General features: G+C 68.7%; 18 protein-coding genes. 6 read left to right on the top strand and 12 right to left on the bottom strand.

What is annotated here, in order from left to right:
- Nucleotides 1–26: 26 nt before the first annotated feature.
- Nucleotides 27–626, bottom strand: a complete 600-nt coding sequence (gene rdgB, locus C1737_RS00735; protein ID WP_102416951.1) for an RdgB/HAM1 family non-canonical purine NTP pyrophosphatase — start codon at nt 624–626, stop codon at nt 27–29.
- 207 nt (nt 627–833) lie between these two features.
- Between rdgB and C1737_RS00730 the strand changes: the two genes are divergently transcribed.
- Nucleotides 834–1,934, top strand: a complete 1,101-nt coding sequence (locus C1737_RS00730; protein WP_102416950.1) for a ferritin-like domain-containing protein — start codon at nt 834–836, stop codon at nt 1,932–1,934.
- Between the two features lie 40 nt (nt 1,935–1,974).
- Here C1737_RS00730 and rph read toward each other — a convergent pair whose 3' ends face one another.
- The 7 genes from rph to clpS all read right to left on the bottom strand — a co-directional run bounded on the left by rph (nt 1,975) and on the right by clpS (nt 7,139).
- Entirely contained in the window at nt 1,975–2,754 is a 780-nt protein-coding gene (gene rph / locus C1737_RS00725) for a ribonuclease PH (protein WP_067922461.1), read from the bottom strand.
- A gap of 24 nt (nt 2,755–2,778) precedes the next feature.
- On the bottom strand, nt 2,779–3,561 hold the full coding sequence (locus C1737_RS00720; protein ID WP_199182764.1) for a cyclic nucleotide-degrading phosphodiesterase: 783 nt from the start codon (nt 3,559–3,561) through the stop codon (nt 2,779–2,781).
- Between the two features lie 76 nt (nt 3,562–3,637).
- Nucleotides 3,638–4,453, bottom strand: a complete 816-nt coding sequence (gene murI / locus C1737_RS00715; protein WP_067922467.1) for a glutamate racemase — start codon at nt 4,451–4,453, stop codon at nt 3,638–3,640.
- Nucleotides 4,450–5,130: a rhomboid family intramembrane serine protease gene (locus tag C1737_RS00710; protein ID WP_067922470.1), complete on the bottom strand. Its 681-nt coding sequence runs from the start codon at nt 5,128–5,130 to the stop codon at nt 4,450–4,452. The genes murI and C1737_RS00710 overlap by 4 nt, the downstream gene beginning before the upstream one ends.
- 36 nt (nt 5,131–5,166) lie before the next feature.
- A complete protein-coding gene (locus tag C1737_RS00705; RefSeq protein ID WP_068093381.1) occupies nt 5,167–6,210 on the bottom strand; it encodes a P1 family peptidase in 1,044 nt (347 codons plus the stop codon).
- Nucleotides 6,211–6,226: 16 nt separating this feature from the next.
- Nucleotides 6,227–6,808 carry a DUF2017 domain-containing protein gene (locus C1737_RS00700; protein ID WP_068093377.1) on the bottom strand — a complete coding sequence of 194 codons (582 nt, stop codon included), beginning with the start codon at nt 6,806–6,808 and terminating at the stop codon, nt 6,227–6,229.
- A 25-nt stretch (nt 6,809–6,833) separates the two neighbouring features.
- Complete coding sequence (gene clpS / locus C1737_RS00695; RefSeq protein ID WP_067922479.1) at nt 6,834–7,139, bottom strand: ATP-dependent Clp protease adapter ClpS; 306 nt, start codon at nt 7,137–7,139, stop codon at nt 6,834–6,836.
- Between the two features lie 67 nt (nt 7,140–7,206).
- On the opposite strand from clpS, the gene C1737_RS00690 reads away from it, so the two are divergent.
- Nucleotides 7,207–8,541, top strand: coding sequence for a nicotinate phosphoribosyltransferase (locus C1737_RS00690; protein WP_068093372.1), 1,335 nt, complete (start codon nt 7,207–7,209; stop codon nt 8,539–8,541).
- Complete coding sequence (locus C1737_RS00685; RefSeq protein WP_068093491.1) at nt 8,538–10,553, top strand: ATP-dependent DNA helicase; 2,016 nt, start codon at nt 8,538–8,540, stop codon at nt 10,551–10,553. Before C1737_RS00690 ends, C1737_RS00685 begins: the two co-directional genes overlap by 4 nt.
- Nucleotides 10,554–10,555: 2 nt before the next feature.
- Here C1737_RS00685 and glgP read toward each other — a convergent pair whose 3' ends face one another.
- On the bottom strand, nt 10,556–13,219 hold the full coding sequence (gene glgP / locus C1737_RS00680) for an alpha-glucan family phosphorylase (protein ID WP_102416948.1): 2,664 nt from the start codon (nt 13,217–13,219) through the stop codon (nt 10,556–10,558).
- Nucleotides 13,220–13,445: 226 nt separating this feature from the next.
- Between glgP and C1737_RS00675 the strand changes: the two genes are divergently transcribed.
- Both C1737_RS00675 and glgB read left to right on the top strand, forming a co-directional pair.
- Nucleotides 13,446–15,560 (top strand): alpha-1,4-glucan--maltose-1-phosphate maltosyltransferase, encoded by a 2,115-nt coding sequence (locus C1737_RS00675; RefSeq protein WP_199182763.1) that lies wholly within the window; start codon nt 13,446–13,448, stop codon nt 15,558–15,560.
- Nucleotide 15,561: 1 nt separating this feature from the next.
- On the top strand, nt 15,562–17,757 hold the full coding sequence (glgB, locus tag C1737_RS00670; RefSeq protein WP_068093366.1) for a 1,4-alpha-glucan branching protein GlgB: 2,196 nt from the start codon (nt 15,562–15,564) through the stop codon (nt 17,755–17,757).
- Nucleotides 17,758–17,859: 102 nt separating this feature from the next.
- Here glgB and C1737_RS00665 read toward each other — a convergent pair whose 3' ends face one another.
- Together C1737_RS00665 and C1737_RS00660 are read right to left on the bottom strand one after the other, a co-directional pair.
- Nucleotides 17,860–18,768: a tetratricopeptide repeat protein gene (locus C1737_RS00665; protein WP_102416947.1), complete on the bottom strand. Its 909-nt coding sequence runs from the start codon at nt 18,766–18,768 to the stop codon at nt 17,860–17,862.
- Between the two features lie 176 nt (nt 18,769–18,944).
- Nucleotides 18,945–20,132 (bottom strand): acetyl-CoA C-acetyltransferase, encoded by a 1,188-nt coding sequence (locus C1737_RS00660; protein ID WP_067923014.1) that lies wholly within the window; start codon nt 20,130–20,132, stop codon nt 18,945–18,947.
- Nucleotides 20,133–20,221: 89 nt separating this feature from the next.
- Here C1737_RS00660 and mce point away from each other — a divergent pair, with 89 nt between their 5' ends.
- Nucleotides 20,222–20,689 carry a methylmalonyl-CoA epimerase gene (gene mce / locus C1737_RS00655; protein ID WP_199182762.1) on the top strand — a complete coding sequence of 156 codons (468 nt, stop codon included), beginning with the start codon at nt 20,222–20,224 and terminating at the stop codon, nt 20,687–20,689.
- Nucleotides 20,690–20,699: 10 nt separating this feature from the next.
- On the opposite strand, the gene C1737_RS00650 is transcribed toward mce, so the two are convergent.
- The gene (locus C1737_RS00650; protein WP_082973080.1) at nt 20,700–20,996 is read right to left on the bottom strand and encodes a hypothetical protein; all 297 of its coding nucleotides are present in this window, start codon (nt 20,994–20,996) and stop codon (nt 20,700–20,702) included.
- Nucleotides 20,997–20,998: the final 2 nt, after the last annotated feature.

The following is a 20,998-nucleotide window of genomic DNA, read 5'->3' as shown; positions in this document are numbered from 1 at the left end:
GCTGCCGGCCCGACGCTGCGAACGCCCTATGCCAGCTCGCGCAGCGCCGGTACCAGCAGCGCGAGAGCGCGACCGCGATGGGAGACGGCGTCCTTCTCCTCGGGGCTGAGCTCCGCCGCGGTGCGGTCGGAGCCGTCCGGCACGAAGACCGGGTCATAGCCGAAACCGCCATCCCCCCGCGGTTCTCGTGCGATGCTGCCGGTCCACTCGCCGCGTACGACGACCTCGCCGGCCGGGCCGGCCAGGGCGCAGGCGGACACGAAGGCGGCACCGCGCCGCTCGTCGGGCACGTCACGCAACTGCGCCAGCAGCAGCGCGGTGTTCGCCGCGTCGTCGCCGTGCCGGCCCGACCAGCGCGCCGACAGCACCCCGGGCATGCCGTTCAACGCGGCCACCTCCAGACCGGAGTCGTCGGCCACCGAAGCCAGGCCCGTCGCGGCGAAGGCGTCCCTCGCCTTGGCCAACGCGTTGTCTTCGAAGGTTGCGCCGTCTTCGGGCGCTTCGTCGAAGGAGGGGACGTCGCGAAGAGACACCAGCCTCAGCGCCGTCAAGCCGGCCGCGTCGAGCACCCGGCGCAATTCGGCCAGCTTCTTGGTATTGCGGCTGGCGACCAGCAACTCGGTCACCGGTTGGTCCGATCCATGCCGTCGCCTCCCCAAGAGCCACCCACGCGTACGACAACAAATTAGCCGGAATCGGCGGCGCCGCCTTCAGCCCGGCCTAGGTCCGACCAGGACCTCCGACGTCGAAAGGCTTGACAGCCCCGCCGAGCGCGGCGCACTGTGATACACGTCATATGACCACTGGTCATACCAGGCAGAGAGGGACAGCTCATGACCACGAGGGACAAGTACACCGACGTGCCCTCCCCGTACTCGTGGGAGGTGCCCAGCACCGGCAACGCGCGCTTCACCTGGGAGTACGACGAAGGGCGCGCCCGACTTCTTTCCCTCTACCAAAAGGGAAAGGACAAGCAGTGGGATGCCCAGTCGCGCATCGACTGGGCGCAAGACGTCGACCCGATGAACCCGGTTGGGCTGCCCGACGAATTTCATCCGCTGTTCGGCAGCCCGATGTGGGACGCCGCAGACGACGCACGTCGCGCCGAGATGCGCCAGCACTTCCAGGCCTGGCAGTTCTCGCAGTTCCTGCACGGCGAGCAGGGCGCGATGGTGTGCGCGGCCAAGATCGTCGAGGTCGTCCCGGACTTGGACGCGAAGTTCTACGCGGCCACCCAGACCATGGATGAGGCCCGACACGTCGAGGCGTTCTCGCGGTTCCTGCAGGAGAAGGTCGGGGTGGTCTACCCGATCAACAAGCACCTGACCGCACTGCTGGACGACACCTTGCACGACTCCCGCTGGGACATGCCCTACCTCGGCATGCAGGTGCTCATCGAGGGGCTTGCCCTCGCCGCCTTCGGGGTGCTGCGTGACATGGCGGCGCCCGACTCGCTGGCCAAGGGGGTGCTCGCCTACGTCATGCAGGACGAGGCCCGGCACGTCGCGTTCGGCCGCATCTCACTGAAGGACTACTACTCCGCACTGACCGAGGCCGAGTGGGACGAGCGCGAAGAGTTCGTCGTGGACGCCTGCTACCTGATGCGCGACCGGTTCCGCGGCGAGGAGGTCTTCGAGACCCTCGGCCTGGACGTCCAAGCGTGCGCCGAGTGGGTCGACACGTCCCCGCTGATGATCCAGTTCCGGTCACACCTGTTCAGCCGCATCGTGCCGATCGTCAAGGACATCGGGCTGTGGGGCGAGAAGGTGCAGAAGGCCTTCCGGGACATGGGTGTCCACGACATGGCGGGCGTCGACATCGAGGCGCTGATGAAGGCCGACGAAGACCAGGCCGAGGCTCTGGATAAGGCACACGCCGAGATGGCCGACCGGGCCCTCGAGGTGGACCAGGTGATCGCGGCGGGCGCGAGCTGAGCCACCGGACGCTTCGGCGCTCCGTCGCCAACGCGGGGTGTCAGCTGCCGAAAGACTTGGGCGCCGGGCCACTCTCGGGCAACTCACCCGGATAAGGCAGTGCCAGCGCCTCGCGCTGGGCGGCGAACAACTTGTCGCAGGCGGCGAGCGCCACGTCGAGCAGTTTGTCCAGCGTCGAGCGCGGGAAGGTCGCGCCCTCGCCGGTCCCCTGCACCTCCACGAGCGTCCCGGTGTCGGTGGCGACGACGTTCATGTCGACCTCGGCCCGCGCGTCCTCCTCGTACGGCAGGTCCACCCGGATCCTGCCGTCGACCACCCCGACGCTGACGGCCGCGATGGCGCAGGACAACGGCCGGGGATCGGACAACTTGCCCGCCGCGGCCAGGTACGTCACGGCGTCGGCCAGCGCCACGAAGGCACCCGTGATGGCGGCGGTCCGGGTGCCGCCGTCGGCCTGCAGCACGTCGCAGTCGACGGCGATGGTGTTCTCCCCCAACGCCGCCAGGTCGATGCAGGCCCGCAGCGACCGGCCGATCAGCCTGCTGATCTCCTGGGTGCGGCCGGACAAGCGTCCCTTCACGGATTCGCGGTCGGAGCGCGTGTGGGTGGCCGACGGCAGCATCGCGTACTCGGCGGTCAGCCAGCCGAGACCCGATCCTTTGCGCCAGCGCGGCACCCCGTCGGTGACGCTGGCGGTGCACATGACCTTGGTGTGCCCGAACTCGATGAGCACCGACCCCGCTGGGTGCTCGGTGAATCCCCGGGTGATGACCACGGGGCGAAGCTCGTCGTCAAGGCGACCGTCTTCTCGTCTCGTCACGACGCCAACCCTAACGCGGGGTGCTCAGACCCTTTCGGAGCGGCGGATGTCGAACGTCTCGCCGCACACCACCGCATGCACGGGGCCGTCGAACTCGGCCTTGGCCTCGCTGATCACGTCCTCCCGCGAGGTCCACGGCGGGATGTGCGTCAGCAACAGTTCGCGAACGCCGGCCTGCGCCGCCGCCCGGCCGGCCTCGGTGCCCGACAGATGGAGCGCGGGCGGACGGTCCGGCGAATGCGTCCAGGAGGCTTCGCACAGGAAGACGTCGGCGTCCCGGGCCAGCTCGACCAGTTGCTCACACATTCCGGTGTCACCGCTGTAGACCAGCGAGGCGCCGGTCGAATCGGTGATCCGCAGGCCGTACGACTCGGTCGGGTGGGCCACTACCCGCGGCGTCACCGTGAGCGAGCCGAGCGTGACCGGTTCGCCGTCGACCCAGTGCCGAACGTCGAAAATGTCTGAGCAGTCATCGATTTCGCCGCCGTACGGCGACGACGCCGCACCCAACCTCGACCAGGTGTCGCCGGGGCCGTACAACAGCGCCTTACCGTCCGGCCGCGACGGGTGGTAGCGCCGCCACACGAACAGGCCGGGCAGATCGAGGCAGTGGTCGGCGTGCAGATGGGACAAGAGCACGTGCACTGAGGCGGGATCGGCGTAGCGCTGGAGCGCGCCCAGCACGCCGCCGCCGAAGTCGATGACCATCGGCGGTGTATCCGGTGCCCGAAGCAGATAACCCGACGCGGGCGAATCCGGCCCCACCACGCTGCCCGAGCAGCCGAGCACGGTTATTCGCACGGACACTACTGTGCCATGCCCGGTAGGACCGTGACGAAAACATCGCCGCATTCGTGTGATGAGAATCTCGCCGCCATCAGCACTACTCAATTCTCACGTGGTGAACGGGTTGCACGCCGGTGACCGCGGGGCCCAGGAACCGCGCCGCCAACGCGGTGAACGCCTCGGGGTCGCCGGTCGCCTCGAAGACCCGTGTCGCGGGCGGGGCGTCATGAGGGCGCAGGAGCTCACGTTCGGTGAGCACCCGAAGCACCTCCTTGGCGGTTTCCTCGGCGCTCGACACCAGCGTCACGTGCTCGCCCATCGCGAGCTGGATCAACCCGGACAGCAGCGGATAGTGCGTGCACCCGAGCACCAGCGTGTCGACCTGCGCGCGCTGCAGCGGTTCGAGGTAGCCCTCGGCCAGCCCGAGCACCTGGCGCCCGCTGGTCACGCCCCGCTCCACGAAATCGACGAAGCGCGGACACGCCACGGCGGTGATCTCGGTATCGCGGGCGGCGGCAAACGCGTCCTGGTACGCGTGCGAGTTGATGGTGGCCTGCGTGCCGATGACGCCGATGCGGCCGTTGCGGGTCGTGGCGACCGCGCGACGCACCGCCGGCAGGATCACCTCGACGACCGGTACGTCGTAGCGTTCGCGCGCGTCCCGCAGGCATGCCGCCGACGCCGTGTTGCACGCGATCACCAACGCCTTGACCCCGCGCTCGACGAGGTCGTCCCCGATGGCAAGCGCATGCGCGCGAACCTCGGGGATGGTGAGCGGACCGTATGGCCCGTGGCCGGTGTCGCCGACGTAGACGATGTCCTCGTCGGGCAATTGGTCGATGATTGCCCGCGCGACGGTCAGCCCGCCGACGCCGGAATCGAAGATCCCGACGGGCGCCATCGGCGAGCTCATGTCTTGGGACGCGGCAACGCGGTGCCGGCTTTTCTCTTCGCGCGGGCCTTACGTTCCGGTGCGGACAACCAGTAGGCGGCGACGACGCCGGCGAGAGCACCGCACAGGTGCCCCTGCCACGACACCCCACCGCATCTGCCGAGCACCGGCATGGCGCCCAGCAGCACGCCGCCGTAGGCGAACAACACCACCAGCCCGATCGCGATGTCGGCGAACCTGCGCACGAAGATCCCGAACACGAGCAGGAAGGCCAGCCAGCCGAAGATCAGGCCGGAGGCCCCGATGTGGTCGGTCGGACCGCAGGCGCTGCCCACGTTGCCGATGAGCCAGGTGCCGAAGCCGCCCAGGATCCACACGATCGCAGTGGCCCAGATGAACCGGCTGAGACCGGCGAGCGCCATCAGGAAACCCAGCACCAACAGCGGGATCGTGTTGGCCATCAGATGCTGCCAGTTGGCGTGCAGGACCGGCGCGAAGATGATTCCCCACAGGCCGTCGGCTTCGAGCGGCCGGATGCCGTTCTCGTCCAGGGAATGCCCGGTCAGCTGGTCGATGAGCTCGATCAGGTAGAGCAGGGCGACGAAGGTGAGGATCGTCGTCCCGCCCACCACCCACGCGGGCCGCTTCGGCTGCTTGGCCGGTGCGCCGGGGCGTCCCTTGGGGGTGGTCTTACCCATAGCTGCAGGTTACCGGCGCGGGCGGTGGCGAACCCCTCATGGGGCGAACGCCCCGGGCAAGATGTCGCGGTAGGTCGGTATGCCGGCGACCGGATCGGCGGCGAAGACGCCGGCCAGCACCGCACGCGCGACGCAGTCGGCCGCGGCGGCACCCACCTCCGCGGCCAGCCGCATCTCCGGCGAAAAGGAGGCGGGCGCGTCGGGCGGGGCCGGCACTTCTACCGCCCCCGTCGCCAGGGCGAACACGGTGTCGCCGTCGTACGGGGTGTGCGCGGGCCGAATGGTGCGCGCCAGCCCGTCCTGGGCGGCGACGGCGACGCGCCGGCACGCGGCCGGGCTCAGCGCCGCGTCGGTCGCAACCACCCCGATGACGGTGTTGAGCGGGTTCTCGAGCGGCCCGGACGCGGTCGGCAGGCGGGCGAAGGCGTCGACCTGCTCGCCCGGCGGCGGCCGCAGGGCGAACTCCTCGATCAAGTCCGCCATCCACGGCAGACCGGTGGCCCGGTCGGCGACATCACCGGCGGAGTTCACCACGACCACCGCGCCGACGGTCACCCCGCACGGCAGCGCCGTCGAGGCCGTCCCGACGCCGCCCTTGAGCACCCCGGCACGTGCCCCGACGCCGGCGCCGACGCTCCCCACCGCCGGCGCATCCGCACGGCCCACGGCGGCTTCGCAGGCCAGGTAGCCGAACTCCGCCGTCGGGCGTCGGTCCCAGCCACCGACGGGCAGGTCGAAGATCACCGCGCCGGGCACGATGGGCACCACCCCGCCGTCCATCGCCACGCCGCGTTCCCGCTCCTCGAGCCAGCGCATGACGCCGTCGGCGGCGGCCAGACCGTAGGCGCTGCCACCGGCGAGCAACACCGCGTCGACGTACCGGACGGTGTTGGCCGGGTCCAGCAGGTCGGTCTCCCGGGTACCGGGCGCGCCGCCGCGGCAGTCGACCGCGCCCACGGTGCCGGGCGGGGTCAGCACGACGGTGACGCCGCGGGCCCATCCTTGGCCGAGGGTCGCGTCGGGGTCGAGCCGGTGATGGTGGCCGACGCGGATGCCCGCGACGTCGGTGATGGCGTTCATCCGGCAGCCAACTGGGTCATCTGTTCCCCATCAGCACCAGGACGAGGTACTCCTGCAACACGGTCAACCACTGGTAAACGTCGAAGTGCACGGCCAGCGGGTGATCGGCGGGCAGGCGCTCGGGTCCCTCCGGGCCGACCTCGAGCATCACTCCCAGCGTCAGCCGGATGTCGTTGACCGCCGCGACCCAGGCGTTCGCATCCTCCTCGGTGAGGTCGAACCGTCCGCCGCCACTGGGAACGGTGTCCAACAACCGTTGTGCCGCAAGGCGTTTGGCGTCGATGATCTCGGGCTCGTGCAGGCTGCGCAGCGCGGCGTTGAGGCTGTCCGCATCGTCGGGGCCCAGCGCGTGACCGTCGTCTTGACGGAAGAAATCGGGCAGCAGCCGGCGCAGAGTCGGATCCTTCGGGGGATCGCTGTTCCCGGTCTTTATGCCGGTGATCTCCTCGAGTTCGTCTGCGGGCGCGGAGGATTCACGCTCGTCGAGCAACCCGACCATGGCTGTGGCCAGGTTTCTCAGCAGTGCCGCCTCATGAGACGCCAGGGCGGACCGAAAACGGGGACCGTCCGCGGTCTCGACGCGCTTCCACTTGCGCACAGGTAATCGCCGAAGCCCTCGAGGATCAGCGGTCCTGCTGCATGGTCGCCCACAACCCGGCGGCATGCAGCTTGGACACGTCGACTTCCATGGACTCCCGGCTGCCGGCCGACACCACCGCCCTGCCTTCGTTGTGTACCTGCAACATCAGCTTGGTGGCGTGCGGCTCGCTATAGCCGAACAACTTCTGGAACACATACGTCACGTAGGTCATCAGATTGACCGGGTCGTCCCACACGATCGTGACCCACGGGCTCGCCGTGACGTCTACCGGAGCGGACTCGCGTTGTCCTGTAGTGCCCGGCTTAGCGGGCGCTGACATTACAACCATGGCTTACACGATACCGAGGGCCGGGTGACGTTTCCGAGCCCCCGACGCCAGCCGATACCGTTATGGAATGAACGACCCGGTCGTAACTGGGCTGCTTACCGACAAATACGAGTTGACGATGCTGGACGCGGCGTTGCGCGACGGCACCGCCTCTCGCCCGACGACCTTCGAGTTGTTCGCCCGCCGACTCCCCGAGGGCCGCCGGTACGGCGTGGTCTGCGGGACCGGCCGGTTGCTCGAAGCGTTGCCGCGGTTCGGCTTCGACGACGAGGCGTGTCAGATGCTGGCGCGGTTCCTCGATGCGGACACGTTGCGTTACTTGCGCGAATTCCGGTTCACCGGCGACATCGACGGCTACGCGGAAGGCGAGCTGTACTTCCCCGGCTCTCCCGTGCTGTCGGTGACCGGCACTTTCGCCGAATGTGTCGTGCTCGAGACGCTGGCATTGTCGATCTTCAACCACGACACGGCGGTCGCGTCCGCGGCGGCACGGATGGTGAGTGCGGCCAGGGACCGTCCGTTGATTGAGATGGGATCGCGGAGAACCCACGAACACGCCGCGGTCGCAGCGGCACGGGCCGCCTATATCGCCGGCTTCGCCGCGTCCTCCAATCTGGAGGCGCAGCGCCGATACGGAATCCCCGCGGAGGGCACCTCGGCGCACGCGTTCACCATGCTGCACGCGAGCGGGGAACCCGCCGAGGTGACCGAGCTGGCCGCCTTCCGCGCCCAGGTGGCGGCGCTGGGCGTCGGCACCACGCTGCTGGTGGACACATATGACGTGACGACCGGTGTGGCCAATGCGGTGACCGCCGCCGGGGAGTCGCTCGGCGCAGTCCGCATCGACTCGGGCGAGCTGGGTGTCCTGGCGCGCCAGGTCCGCGAGCAGCTCGACCGGTTGGGGGCCCACCGGACCCGCATCGTGGTCTCCAGTGACCTCGACGAGTTCTCCATCGCCGCCCTGGGTGCCGAACCGGTGGACAGTTACGGCGTCGGCACCTCGCTGGTGACGGGCTCGGGCGCACCGACGGCGAACATGGTCTACAAGCTCGTCGAAGTCGACGGGATGCCGGTGCAAAAGCGCAGCAGCCACAAGGAATCCCGCGGCGGCCGTAAAGAGGCGGTGCGCCTGACACGCCCGTCCGGCACGGTCACCGAGGAGCTGGTGTATCCCGCGGGCCATCGGCCCCCGGTGACCGAGCCGTACCGGGTGTTAACCGTCCCGCTGGTCCGCGGCGGCGAGGCGGTGTCCGAACCGAATGTGGCCGCGGCGCGCGAGCTGGTAGCTTCCGGACTGCGCAGTCTGCCGTGGGAGGGTCTGAACCTGTCGAGCGGGGAGCCCGCGATCCCCACGACCCTGATCCCCGCCGGCTCGGTAACACCGCAGAGCAAAAGAGGCTGATCACGTCCGAGGTGTCCGTGCCCGAGTTGCTGGCCGTCGCCGTGGCCGCCCTCGGCGGCAGTGAACGCAGCGGCCAACTCGAGATGGCCAACGCCGTGGCACGGGCGTTCGAAACCGGCGAGCATCTCGTCGTGCAGGCCGGTACGGGCACCGGAAAGTCGCTGGCCTACCTGGTGCCCGCGATCGTCCGGGCCATCGACGACGACTCACCGGTCGTCGTGTCCACCGCCACCATCGCGCTGCAGCGGCAGCTCGTCGACCGCGATCTGCCCAGGCTGATCGATTCCATCGTCGACGCGCTCCCCCGCCGCCCGCAGTTCGCGCTCCTCAAGGGCCGCCGAAACTATCTGTGTCTGAACAAAATTCACAACGGCGGCGCCGAAGCCGAGGAGGATGCGGGGGACCGGCCGCAGGAGGAGCTCTTCGACCCCATGGCAGCCACCGCGCTGGGACGCGACGTCCAGCGACTCACCGCCTGGGCGTCGACGACCGATTCCGGTGACCGCGACGACCTGAAACCCGGTGTGCCGGATCGATCGTGGTCCCAGGTCAGCGTTTCGGCGCGGGAGTGCCTGGGCGTGGCCCGCTGCCCGTTCGGCTCGGAATGCTTCTCCGAACGGGCGCGCAGCCGGGCCGGCGGAGCCGACATCGTCGTCACCAACCACGCGCTGCTGGCCATCGACGCGGTCGCCGACTCTGCGGTGCTGCCCGAACACGCGCTGCTGGTCGTGGACGAGGCCCACGAATTGGTCGACCGGGTGACCTCGGTGGCCACCGCGGAGCTGACGCCGGCCACCCTGGGCGTCGCGGCAAGGCGGATCGCGCGGTTGGTGAATCCCGAACTGACACAACGGCTCGAAGCGGCGACGGCCAACTTCGCGGCGGCGATCCACGAAGCCACGCCGGGCCGCATCGACCGCCTCGACGAGGAGCTGGCGACCTACCTCACCGCGCTGCGCGACGCCGCGAGCGCCGCGCGCTCGGCGATCGACACCACGAGCGACGCGAAAGCGGCCGCGGCCCGCGCCGAAGCGGTGGCGGCGCTGAGCGAGATCTCCGATACCGCGTCGCGGGCCCTCACGTCGTTCGGCCCCGCGATTCCCGATCGCACCGAGGTGGTGTGGGTCGATCACGAGGACAACCGGGGCTCCATGCGGCCGGTGTTGCGGGTGGCACCCCTGTCGGTCGCGGGCCTGCTGCGCGGCCGGGTGTTCTCCCGTTCCACGACGGTGCTGACCTCGGCGACCCTGACCATCGGCGGATCCTTCGACGCGATGGCCGCGGCGTGGGGTCTGACCGCCGAAGACACCGGGCCAGAGCCGACCCGCTGGCGCGGTGTCGACGTCGGCTCGCCGTTCCAGCACGCCAAGGCCGGAATCCTCTACGTCGCGGCTCACCTGCCGCCACCGGGCCGGGACGCCACCGGATCTGCCGAGCAGCTGACCGAGATCGCCGAGCTCATCACCGCGGCGGGCGGACGAACTCTGGGGTTGTTCTCGTCGATGCGGGCGGCCCGGGCCGCCGCGGAGGCCATGCGCCAACGGTTGTCGACGCCGGTCCTGTGTCAAGGCGACGACAGCACCTCCGCGCTGGTCGAGCAGTTCAGCGCCGACGCGCCGACGTCCCTGTTCGGCACCTTGTCGCTGTGGCAGGGCGTCGATGTGCCCGGGCCATCACTGTCGCTGGTGCTCATCGACCGCATCCCGTTCCCGCGCCCCGACGACCCGCTACTGGGCGCGCGGCAACGCGCGGTCGCGGCGCACGGCGGCAATGGCTTCATGGCGGTCGCCGCCAGCCATGCCGCATTGTTGTTGGCGCAGGGCTCGGGCCGGCTGTTGCGCCGCGTCAACGACCGGGGAGTCGTCGCGGTGCTGGATTCGCGGATGGCCACCGCAGGCTACGGCGGCTACCTGCGGGCCTCGCTGCCGCCGTTCTGGCAGACCACCAACCCGGCGCAGGTTCGCGCCGCGCTGGAGCGGCTGCGCACCGCGGCCGAGGGTCTGCCCGCTTGACGTCAGCGGGCCAGCGTGACCAGGCCGAGCTCGGCGCTGCCGGCGAGCATCGGGTGATGGGGCAGCACGCGCACCGTATACCCGACGGACCCCGCCAGCGGTAGCGACAGCGTCGTCGAAAACACCTGGTTGCCGCCTTCGGCGGTGCCGGTGTACGACATCTCGACGGTGGTCGGGTCCAGGAGCGCGTCGCTGGCATCCACCCGGCCCACCAGCCCTTGGACCCTGACCTCGTCGGGCGCGAGCCCGTCCAGCGCCACGGTGGCGGTCAGCGTCAGCTTGGAGCCGAGCACCGGCGTGTCCGGCAGCCCCGTGCTGTCCACATCGGTGATGGAGATCTTGGGCCAGGCCTCTTTGGCGCGCCGACGGTACGCGGCCAGCTCGCGGGCGGCGCCGAACTCGCCGGCGTCCTCACCGTCTTCGGCGGGGCCCACGGTCCTGCGCAGCGACTGCGCCGCGTGGGTGTAGTACTGCTCGACGTAGTCGCGCACCATGCGCGAGGCGAGCACCTTCGGTCCGAGCGTCTGCAGTGTGTGCCGCACCATCTCGATCCACCGGGGCGGCACGCCGTGTTCGTCACGCTCGTAGAACTTCGGGGCCACCGCCTGCTCCAGCAGGTCATAGAGCGCGCTGGCCTCCAGGTCGTCGCGGCGCGCCTCGTCACTCAGGCCGTCGGCAGACGGTATCTCCCAACCGTTTTCGCCGTCGTACCATTCGTCCCACCACCCATCGCGGATGGACAGGTTCAGGCCGCCGTTGAGCGCGCTCTTCATCCCGGAGGTGCCGCAGGCCTCCAGCGGCCGCAGCGGGTTGTTCAGCCAGACGTCGCAACCCCAGTACAACAGCCGCGCCATCGACATGTCGTAGTCGGGCAGGAAGGCGATGCGATGGCGCACCTCGGGCCGGTCGGCGAAGCGCACGACCTGCTGGATCAGCGCCTTGCCCCCGTCGTCGGCCGGGTGCGACTTCCCCGCGACGATCAACTGAATCGGCCTGTCCTCATCGAGCAGCAGGCGTTCGAGCCGCTGGGGATCGCGCAGCATCAGCGTCAAGCGCTTATAGGTGGGCACCCGCCGGGCGAAACCGATGGTGAGCACATTCGGATCGAATGCCGTTGATATCCAACCCAATTCGGCATCCGACGCGCCGCGTTCCAGCCACGATTTGCGCAGCCGGCGCCTGACGTCCTCGACCAGCAACGTGCGCAGTTGCGAGCGGATCCACCAGAGGTGACCCGCGTCGACCTGCTTCAGCCGCAGCCACACGCCGGGATCGCCGAAGGAATCCGACCCGGCCAGCTCACGCCCCAACTGCAGCCACTGGGGCGCCGCCCAGGTGCGCGCGTGAACTCCGTTGGTGATCGAGCCGATCGGCACCTCATCCGCGTCGAACCCCGGCCACAGCTCGTTGAACATCGCGCGGCTCACCTCGCCGTGCAGCAGCGAGACGCCGTTGGCCCGCTGCGCCAGCCGCAAACCCATGTGCGCCATGTTGAACTTGGTCGGATCGTCCTCGGCGCCGAGCGCAAGGATGCGGGCAGTCGGCACACCCGGCAACAACGCGGGCGCATCCTTGCTACCGACCTTCTCGGGCTTCTTGTCGGGGTCGTCTCCGTTACCGGGGTCATCTCCGGCATGCCCGTCGAAATACAGCCGCACCATGTCGATCGGGAACCGGTCGATGCCGGCGGCCACCGGGGTGTGGGTGGTGAACACCGTGCTGGATCGCACGACGGTCAGCGCGGTGTCGAAGTCCAACCCGGCGTCGGTCATCAATTCGCGGATGCGTTCCGCCCCGAGGAACCCGGCGTGCCCCTCGTTCATGTGAAACACCTCGGGTGCGGGCAGGCCTTCGATGACGGTGAACGCGCGGATCGCCCGCACCCCGCCGATGCCGGCCAGCAGCTCTTGGCGCATCCGGTGCTCCTGGTCACCGCCGTAGAGCCGGTCGGTGATGCCGCGCAGCTCGTGCTCGTTCTCGGGGACGTCGGAATCGAGCAGCAACAGCGGGACCCGACCGACCTGCGCGACCCAGATCCGCGCGTGCAGTTGGGCGGAATCGGGAAGCGTCAACTCGACCAGGACGGGGTCCCCGGCGGCGTCGGTGAGGAGTCGCAACGGCAGCCCCTGGGGGTCCAGTGACGGGTACGTCTCGTTCTGCCAGCCGTCCGCGGTGAGCGACTGGCGGAAATACCCGGACCGGTAGTACAGGCCCACCGCCACGAGCGGCACCCCGAGATCGGAGGCCGACTTCAGATGGTCCCCGGCGAGGATGCCCAGGCCGCCGGAGTAGTTGGGCAACACCTCGGCCACGCCGAACTCCATCGAGAAATAGGCGACGGCCGCCGGCATCGCCACGCCTTCGGCTTGCTGCTGCTGGTACCACAGCGGACGGCTCAGGTAGTCGTTCAGGTCGGCGGCCAGCGCATCGAGCCGGCCCAGGAACGCCTCGTCGAGCGCCAGCTCGTCGAGGCGTGCCGGATTCACCGCGCCCAGCAACGCCACCGGGTCAGAGCCGCACCGCTCCCACAGCTCCACGTCGACGGTCGCGAACAGGTCCTGGGTCGGCCTGTCCCACGACCATCGCAAGTTGGTCGACAGCTGGTCGAGCGCGGCCAGCCGTTCGGGAAGGTGTGCACGGACGGTAAAGCGGCGGAGGGCTTTCACGCGTCCTTACCTTACTGAGGATTTCGTCCCGCGCACGGCGGCAGCGACCCGCTTTTCCCGCCGAGGGTGTGACCGGACACTAGGGTGGGTATCGGGTAGTTATCGGGGCCGCAACGGTGCTTCCCCGCAGAGGCAGTTCCCCACGACAGGAAGTTTCGCCAGACGAGAGGCATTCCGCGACGAGCACACCGCGGTTTGGCCGCACACAATTCGGAACGGAGCTGTGGTGCCTGGTCGTGTCGAGATCGATGACGTCCAACCCGTCGTTTCCTGCGGCGCGTATCCCGCCAAGGCGGTGGTCGGCGAGACCGTCCCGGTCCGCGCGGCGGTGTGGCGGGGAGGGCACGAAGCCGGCGCCGCGACCCTGGTGGTGCGCTACCTCGGGCCGCGCTATCCGCAGGTGACCGAAACCCGCCGGATCAAAGCGGTTCAGGCTCCCGTGAAGCCCGCAACCGAAGTCGACGGAGGGGTGGACCAGCAACGGGTCAAGCCGCTGCTGCTGCCGATGACGTTGGGCCTCGAGCCCTATGTCTTCCACGGGCAATTCACGCCCGACCGGGTCGGCCTGTGGACGTTCCGGGTGGACGGCTGGGGCGACCCCGTCCACTCCTGGCGTCACGGCGTGGTGGCCAAGCTGGAGGCCGGCCAGGGTGAGACGGAACTGTCCAACGACCTTCTGGTCGGCGCCGCGCTGTTGGAGCGCGCCGCGATGGGGGTGCCCCGCGCGCGGCGTGACCCACTCCTGGCGGCCGCCGAGGCGCTGCGGAACCCCGGGGACCCGGTCACCCGTTCGGCGCTGGCGCTGGCGCCGGAAACCGAGGAGATTCTGGCCGAGTATCCATTGCGGGATATAGTCACGCGCGGCGAACAGTACGGCGTCTGGGTGGATCGTCCGCTGGCCCGCTTCGGCTCCTGGTATGAGATGTTCCCCCGCTCGACCGGCGGCTGGGACGCCGAGGGCAACCCCGTTCACGGCACGTTCGCGACGGCGGCCGCCCAGCTGCCGCGGATCGCGGCGATGGGTTTCGACGTCGTGTACCTGCCGCCGATCCACCCGATCGGCAAGGTTCACCGCAAGGGCCGCAACAACTCTCCCACCGCCGCGCCCGGAGATGTCGGTTCCCCGTGGGCTATCGGCAGTGACGAGGGCGGCCATGACGCCGTCCACCCCGACCTGGGCACCATCGAGGACTTCGACGCGTTCGTCGCCGCGGCCCGGGAACTGGGCATGGAGGTGGCGCTCGACCTGGCGTTGCAGTGCGCGCCGGACCATCCGTGGGCACGCGATCATCGTGAGTGGTTCACCGAACTGCCCGACGGCACCATCGCCTATGCGGAGAACCCGCCCAAGAAGTATCAGGACATCTACCCGCTCAACTTCGACAACGACCCGGCGGGTCTCTACGACGAAGTCCTGCGCGTCGTCCGGCACTGGATGGACCACGGCGTCAAGTTCTTTCGGGTCGACAACCCGCACACCAAGCCGCCGAACTTCTGGGCGTGGCTGATCGCGCAGGCGAAGAGCATCGACCCCGACGTGCTCTTCCTGTCGGAGGCCTTCACGCCGCCGGCCCGGCAGTACGGTTTGGCGAAGCTCGGGTTCACCCAGTCCTACAGCTACTTCACCTGGCGTACGGCCAAGCAGGAACTCATCGAATTCGGCGACGCCATCGCCGGATCAGCGGACTTCCGGCGCCCGAACCTGTTTGTGAACACCCCGGACATTCTGCATGCCATCCTGCAGCACAACGGCCCGGGCATGTTCGCGATCCGCGCGGTGCTGGCCGCGACCATGGGCCCGGCGTGGGGCGTGTATTCCGGCTACGAGCTGTTCGAACACCGCGCGGTGCGGGAGGGTAGCGAGGAGTACCTGGACTCGGAGAAGTACGAACTGCGGCCGCGCGATTTCGCGGGTGCGCTCGCCGAGGGACGCTCGCTCGAGCCGTTCATCGCGCGGCTCAACGAGATTCGCCGTCTGCATCCCGCGCTGCAGCAGTTGCGCACCATCCATTTTCACAGCGTGGACAACGACGCGTTGCTGGCCTACAGCAAGTTCGACCCTGCGACCGGCGACTGTGTGTTGGTGGTGGTGACGCTCAACGCGTTCGGCGCCGAGGAGGCCACCCTGTTTTTGGATATGGCGGCATTGGGTATGGAGCCCTACGAGCGATTTTGGGTGCGCGACGAAATCACCGGCCAGGAATTCCAATGGGGGCAGGCCAATTACGTCCGCATCGACCCTGCGCGAGCGGTGGCGCATGTCATCAACATGCCACTCATCCCGCGGGAGTCCCGGATGAAGCTGCTCCGTAGGCCACCACACGGACCGGAGGGATTGTGACATGAGCCAAGCCGATCAACTCGCCAGGACGCATCTGGCGCCCGACCCCGCCGACCTGTCGCGCCTGCTGGCCGGCACGCATCACAACCCGCACGGGGTCCTGGGCGCCCACGAATACAGCGACCACACCGTCATCCGGGCGTTCCGCCCGCACGCGGTTGAGGTCGCCGCGCTCGTCGGAGACGATCGGTTCCCGTTGGAGCACGTCGAGTCTGGCCTGTTCGCGGTGGCTTTGCCATTCGTCAACCTGATCGACTACCGCCTGGAAGTCAAGTACGAGGGATCCGACCCGTACACGGTCGCCGACGCCTACCGCTTCCTGCCCACCCTGGGCGAGGTCGACCTCTTCCTGTTCGGCGAGGGGCGCCATGAACGACTCTGGGATGTGCTCGGCGCGCATCCCCGCTCGTTCACCACGGCAGACGGTGTCGTCAACGGGGTTTCGTTCGCGGTGTGGGCGCCCAACGCCAAGGGCGTCAACCTGATCGGCGAGTTCAACGGCTGGACGGGCAGCGATGCCCCGATGCGGTCGTTGGGTTCTTCGGGTGTCTGGGAGCTGTTCTGGCCCGACTTCCCCGCGGAGGGCCTGTACAAGTTCCGCGTGCACGGCGCCGACGGGGTGGTGACCGAGCGCGCCGATCCGATGGCCTTCGCCACCGAGGTGCCGCCGCACACCGCGTCCCGCGTGACGCGTAGCGAGTACACCTGGCGGGACGCGGACTGGATGCAACAGCGCGCCCAACGCAATCCCGTGTTCGAACCGATGAGCACCTACGAGGTACACCTGGGCTCCTGGCGCCCCGGCCTCAGCTACCGCGACCTGGCCCACCAGCTCACCGCGTACGTTCTCGAGCGCGGGTTCACCCACGTGGAGCTGCTGCCGGTCGCCGAGCACCCGTTCGCCGGGTCGTGGGGCTACCAGGTGACCTCGTACTACGCGCCGACGTCGCGATTCGGCACACCCGACGAGTTCCGCCTGCTGGTGGACGCCCTGCACCAGGCCGGCATCGGCGTCATCGTGGACTGGGTGCCGGCGCACTTCCCGAAGGACGCCTGGGCGCTGGGGCGGTTCGACGGAACGCCGCTCTACGAGCACTCCGACCCCAAGCGTGGCGAACAACTCGACTGGGGTACTTACGTTTTCGACTTCGGCCGAAACGAGGTGCGTAACTTCCTGGTGGCCAACGCGTTGTATTGGCTCGAGGAGTTCCACGTCGATGGGCTACGGGTGGACGCGGTCGCTTCCATGCTGTACCTGGACTACTCGCGCCCCGAGGGCGGCTGGACGCCGAACATCTACGGCGGTCGCGAGAACCTGGAGGCCGTGCAGTTCCTGCAGGAGATGAACGCCACGGTGCACAAGTCGGCGCCGGGCATCGTCACCATCGCCGAGGAGTCGACGTCCTGGCCAGGTGTCACGCGCCCGACAAACCTTGGTGGCCTGGGCTTTTCGATGAAGTGGAACATGGGCTGGATGCACGACACGCTCGACTACATCAGCCGCGATCCGGTATACCGCAACTACCACCACGGCGAGATGACGTTCTCGATGCTGTACGCGTTCAGCGAGAACTATGTGCTGCCGATCAGCCACGACGAGGTGGTGCACGGCAAAGGCACGCTGTGGGGCCGGATGCCGGGCAACAACCACGTCAAGGCCGCCGGGCTGCGCAGCCTGCTCGCCTACCAGTGGGCGCATCCCGGCAAGCAGTTGCTGTTCATGGGGCAGGAATTCGGCCAGCGCGCCGAGTGGTCCGAGGAACGCGGCCTGGATTGGTGGCAACTCGACGAGCAGGGGTTCTCGAACGGCATCCTGCGGATGGTGCACGACATCAACGACATCTACCGCAGCCATCCGGCACTGTGGAGCCAGGACACCATTCCCGACGGCTACTCCTGGATCGACGCCAACGACTCGGCCAACAACGTGTTGAGCTTCTTGCGGTATGGCAGCGACGGCTCGGTGATGGCCTGTGTGTTCAACTTCGCAGGCAGCGAGCACAGCGGCTATCGGCTGGGTCTGCCGTCCGCCGGCCGCTGGCGCGAGGTGCTCAACACCGACGCGACCGACTACAACGGCACCGGGATCGGCAACATGGGCGGGGTGGACGCCACCGAGGACCCGTGGCATGGCCGTCCGGCCTCGGCGGTGCTGGTGCTGCCGCCGAACTCGGCCCTGTGGCTCGAGCCCGCGTAACCCGTTACAGGCCACCCGTTACAGGCCGACGCCCAACGCCGACTTTGCGTTGAATTGCGGCCCGTTTGGCCCCGACAACCCGACGTTCGGCGACCGGGAAGCTCAGTAGAGGGCGTTGGCGAGGTTGCGCCGCCCGGCGACGACCTCGGGGTCCGCCGGATCGAAGAGCTCGAAGAGCTCGATCAGCCTGGTGCGTACGCGGCTGCGCTCGTCCCCGGATGTGCTGCGCACCAAGGCGATCAGCCGATCGAACGCCGCGCTGACATCCTGGTTGAGGATCTGGACGTCGGCTGCCGCGAAGGCCGCATCGATGTCGCCCGGTGCCGCGTCGGCCGCGGCGAGGGCGTCCGGCGGGTGTGCGGTCGCACGCATGAGAAAGTCGATCTGCCGGATCGCGCCCTTTGCTTCGACGCTGCCCGGGTTGGCACCCAATATCGCTTGATACAAACCTCTGGCCGCCTCGAAATTCCCGGCCTCGAGTTGTTCGCGCGCCGCGGCCAGCTCGGGATCAACCTCGTCGGCGTCCTCGGAATTGCCTGGGCCCCTGAGCTTCCCGGCCGTCGCCGACAGAAGCGAGTCGATCCACCCTCGCAGCTGGTCGGGCGGCTGCATGCCCTGAAAACTGGACAGCGGCTGCCCGGCGGCCAGAGCCACGACCGTCGGCACCGCGTCGACGCCGAATATCTGGGCCACCCTGGGCGCCACGTCGACGTTGACCGTCGCCAGCGACCACTTGCCGCCGTCCTCGGCGGCCAGCCCCGACAAGATGTCGACGAGCTGGACGCAGGCGTCGCTGCGCGGTGACCAAAGCAGCACCACCACGGGCACTTCCTCGGACCGGAGCAGGACTTCGGTCTCGAAATTGGCCTCGGTGATTGCGGATACCCCAGGGCCGCCGTCACCGGCCGCCGGTGCGCCGCCGGCCGGCTGCTGCTGGGCCCGCTGCTTGAGGCCGGACAAGTCGACCGCACCGGCAAGCGCGGGGCCAATCGAGGGTCGCGGACGCGTCACGACGTCAAGTTTGGCATGCGCGTCGGCGACCGATCCACCCGGCCGGGTGGCGCCTCGGCGGACCGGAAATCAGTCCCGAGGGGCCTCGATCAGGATGTATGACGAAGATCACAAAAGTTCCCGCGTGGGCCGACCCAGCAACCTCGTTGAGAGTCGACCCACGCCGACGAAACCGGCTACTTCGCGTTTGCCCGCAGGATCAGGGCGTCGCCCTGACCACCCGCGCCGCACAGGGCGGCGACGCCGTAGCCGGAGCCCCGGCGGGCCAGTTCCAGCGCCACATGCAGTGTTATCCGCGCGCCCGACATGCCGATCGGATGCCCGACGGCGATCGCCCCGCCGTTGACGTTGACGATGTCGGGATCGAGGCCGAGTTCGCGGGTCGAAGCCAAAGCGACCGCCGCGAACGCCTCGTTGATCTCCACCACGTCGAGCTGGTCGGCGGAGATGCCCTCGCGGCCGAGCGCCTTCTTGATCGCGTTGGCCGGCTGCGACTGCAGGGTCGAGTCCGGTCCGGCCACGACGCCGTGTGCACCGATTTCTACCAGCCAGGTCAGCCCGAGCTCTTCCGCCTTGGCCTTGCTCATCACCACCACGGCCGCCGCCCCGTCGGAGATCTGAGACGCCGAACCGGCGGTGATGGTGCCGTCGCGACGGAATGCCGGCTTGAGGCCCGACAGGGACTCGACGGTGGTGTTGGCGCGGATCCCCTCGTCCTCGGTGAACTGCAGCGGATCACCCTTGCGCTGCGGAATGTTGACCGGCACCACTTCGTCGGCGAAGACGCCGTCCTTCCACGCCGCGGCCGCCTTCTGATGCGACCGCGCAGCGAACTCGTCCTGCTCCTCGCGAGTGAACTTGTCCACGTCATTGCGTTGCTCGGTGAGCGCGCCCATCGGCTGGTCGGTGAAGACGTCGTGCAGGCCGTCGTAGGCCATGTGGTCCAGGACCGTGACGTCGCCGTACTTGTAGCCCGCCCGGCTGTCCATCAGCAAATGCGGCGCCTTGGTCATGGACTCCTGCCCGCCGGCCACCACCACGTCGAACTCCCCGGCGCGGATCAGCTGGTCGGCGAGCGCGATCGCGTCGATGCCGGACAGGCACATCTTGTTGATGGTCAGCGCCGGAACGTCCCAGCCGATGCCGGCCGCCACGGCCGCCTGGCGGGCCGGCATCTGGCCGGCCCCGGCCGTCAGCACCTGGCCCATGATCACGTACTCGACCGCGGAGGCGGGCACGTTGGCCTTCTCGAGCGCGCCTGCGATGGCAATGGCCCCCAGATCGCTGGCCGAGAAATCCTTCAACGAACCCATCAGCTTGCCGATCGGCGTCCGCGCTCCAGCAACGATCACCGAAGTCGTCATTACTTTCTCCTAAGGGCTACTAACGCTCCCCTGGACGGCCGATTTGGCCTCCCGGAGAAGCGCAATCTTTGCCGCCAGGTTACCTTTATGTGATGACGACCGATCAAGTTGACGCCCGTCAGGTCCTGGCCACCGCACTGGTGACGGCGATCGATCACGTCGGCATCGCAGTCGCCGACCTGGGCGCGGCCATCGCGTGGTATCACGACCACCTCGGCATGATCGTCGCGCACGAGGAAGTCAACGAGGAGCAGGGAATCCGCGAGGCCATGCTGTCCGTGCCGGGCGCGCCGGCCGGTACCGCTCAGATCCAGTTGATGGCACCGATCGACGACTCCTCGACCATCGCCAAGTTCATCGACAAGCGCGGGCCCGGCATCCAACAGATGGCCGTCCGGGTGAGCGACCTCGACAGCGTGATCGAGCACCTGCGCTCTCAGGACATCCGGCTCCTCTACGATGCGCCCCGCCGCGGTACGGCAAACTCGCGGATCAACTTCATCCACCCCAAGGACGCCGGCGGCGTTCTCATCGAGTTGGTCGAACCGGCCACCTGAGGCTCAGCGGTCAGGACCACTTCCGGGTAGGCCCGCGCGTGGCGCGGTGGGTCCAGCACGAGGCATGCCAATGGCGTCGATCGTCGGCCCCTCCGAGGGTCGGATCAGTCGGCCAGACCACCAGATGAGCTGTGCCCGCGCGTATTTCGTGATCGCAACCGGGACAGCGGTAGGTCTTGACCGCTCGGACCGCCGCGACGGGACGCACCTCGTACTCGTGGCCGTCCGGCCCGGTCTCCACCCGGAGCGGCGCCGGCGGCGAGGGTGACGGGCGCCGCCGACGTGGCGGTGTACGACGCCGGGCCATGC

The organism is Mycobacterium sp. 4858, assembly GCF_900240975.1.
Lineage (GTDB): Bacteria > Actinomycetota > Actinomycetes > Mycobacteriales > Mycobacteriaceae > Mycobacterium.
Note: the sequence above shows the minus strand (reverse complement) of the source record. Positions and strands in the feature narration are given on the sequence as shown.

Excerpts from the sequence above, each read along its gene's own strand:
- C1737_RS00730 (WP_102416950.1), top strand. The coding sequence starts at position 834 with ATGACCACGAGGGACAAGTACACCGACGTGCCCTCCCCGTACTCGTGG.
- murI (WP_067922467.1), bottom strand. The coding sequence starts at position 4,453 with ATGAGCTCGCCGATGGCGCCCGTCGGGATCTTCGATTCCGGCGTCGGC.
- C1737_RS00710 (WP_067922470.1), bottom strand. The coding sequence starts at position 5,130 with ATGGGTAAGACCACCCCCAAGGGACGCCCCGGCGCACCGGCCAAGCAG.
- C1737_RS00705 (WP_068093381.1), bottom strand. The coding sequence starts at position 6,210 with ATGAACGCCATCACCGACGTCGCGGGCATCCGCGTCGGCCACCATCAC.
- clpS (WP_067922479.1), bottom strand. The coding sequence starts at position 7,139 with ATGGTTGTAATGTCAGCGCCCGCTAAGCCGGGCACTACAGGACAACGC.
- C1737_RS00690 (WP_068093372.1), top strand. The coding sequence starts at position 7,207 with ATGAACGACCCGGTCGTAACTGGGCTGCTTACCGACAAATACGAGTTG.
- glgB (WP_068093366.1), top strand. The coding sequence starts at position 15,562 with ATGAGCCAAGCCGATCAACTCGCCAGGACGCATCTGGCGCCCGACCCC.
- C1737_RS00660 (WP_067923014.1), bottom strand. The coding sequence starts at position 20,132 with ATGACGACTTCGGTGATCGTTGCTGGAGCGCGGACGCCGATCGGCAAG.
- C1737_RS00650 (WP_082973080.1), bottom strand. The coding sequence starts at position 20,996 with ATGGCCCGGCGTCGTACACCGCCACGTCGGCGGCGCCCGTCACCCTCG.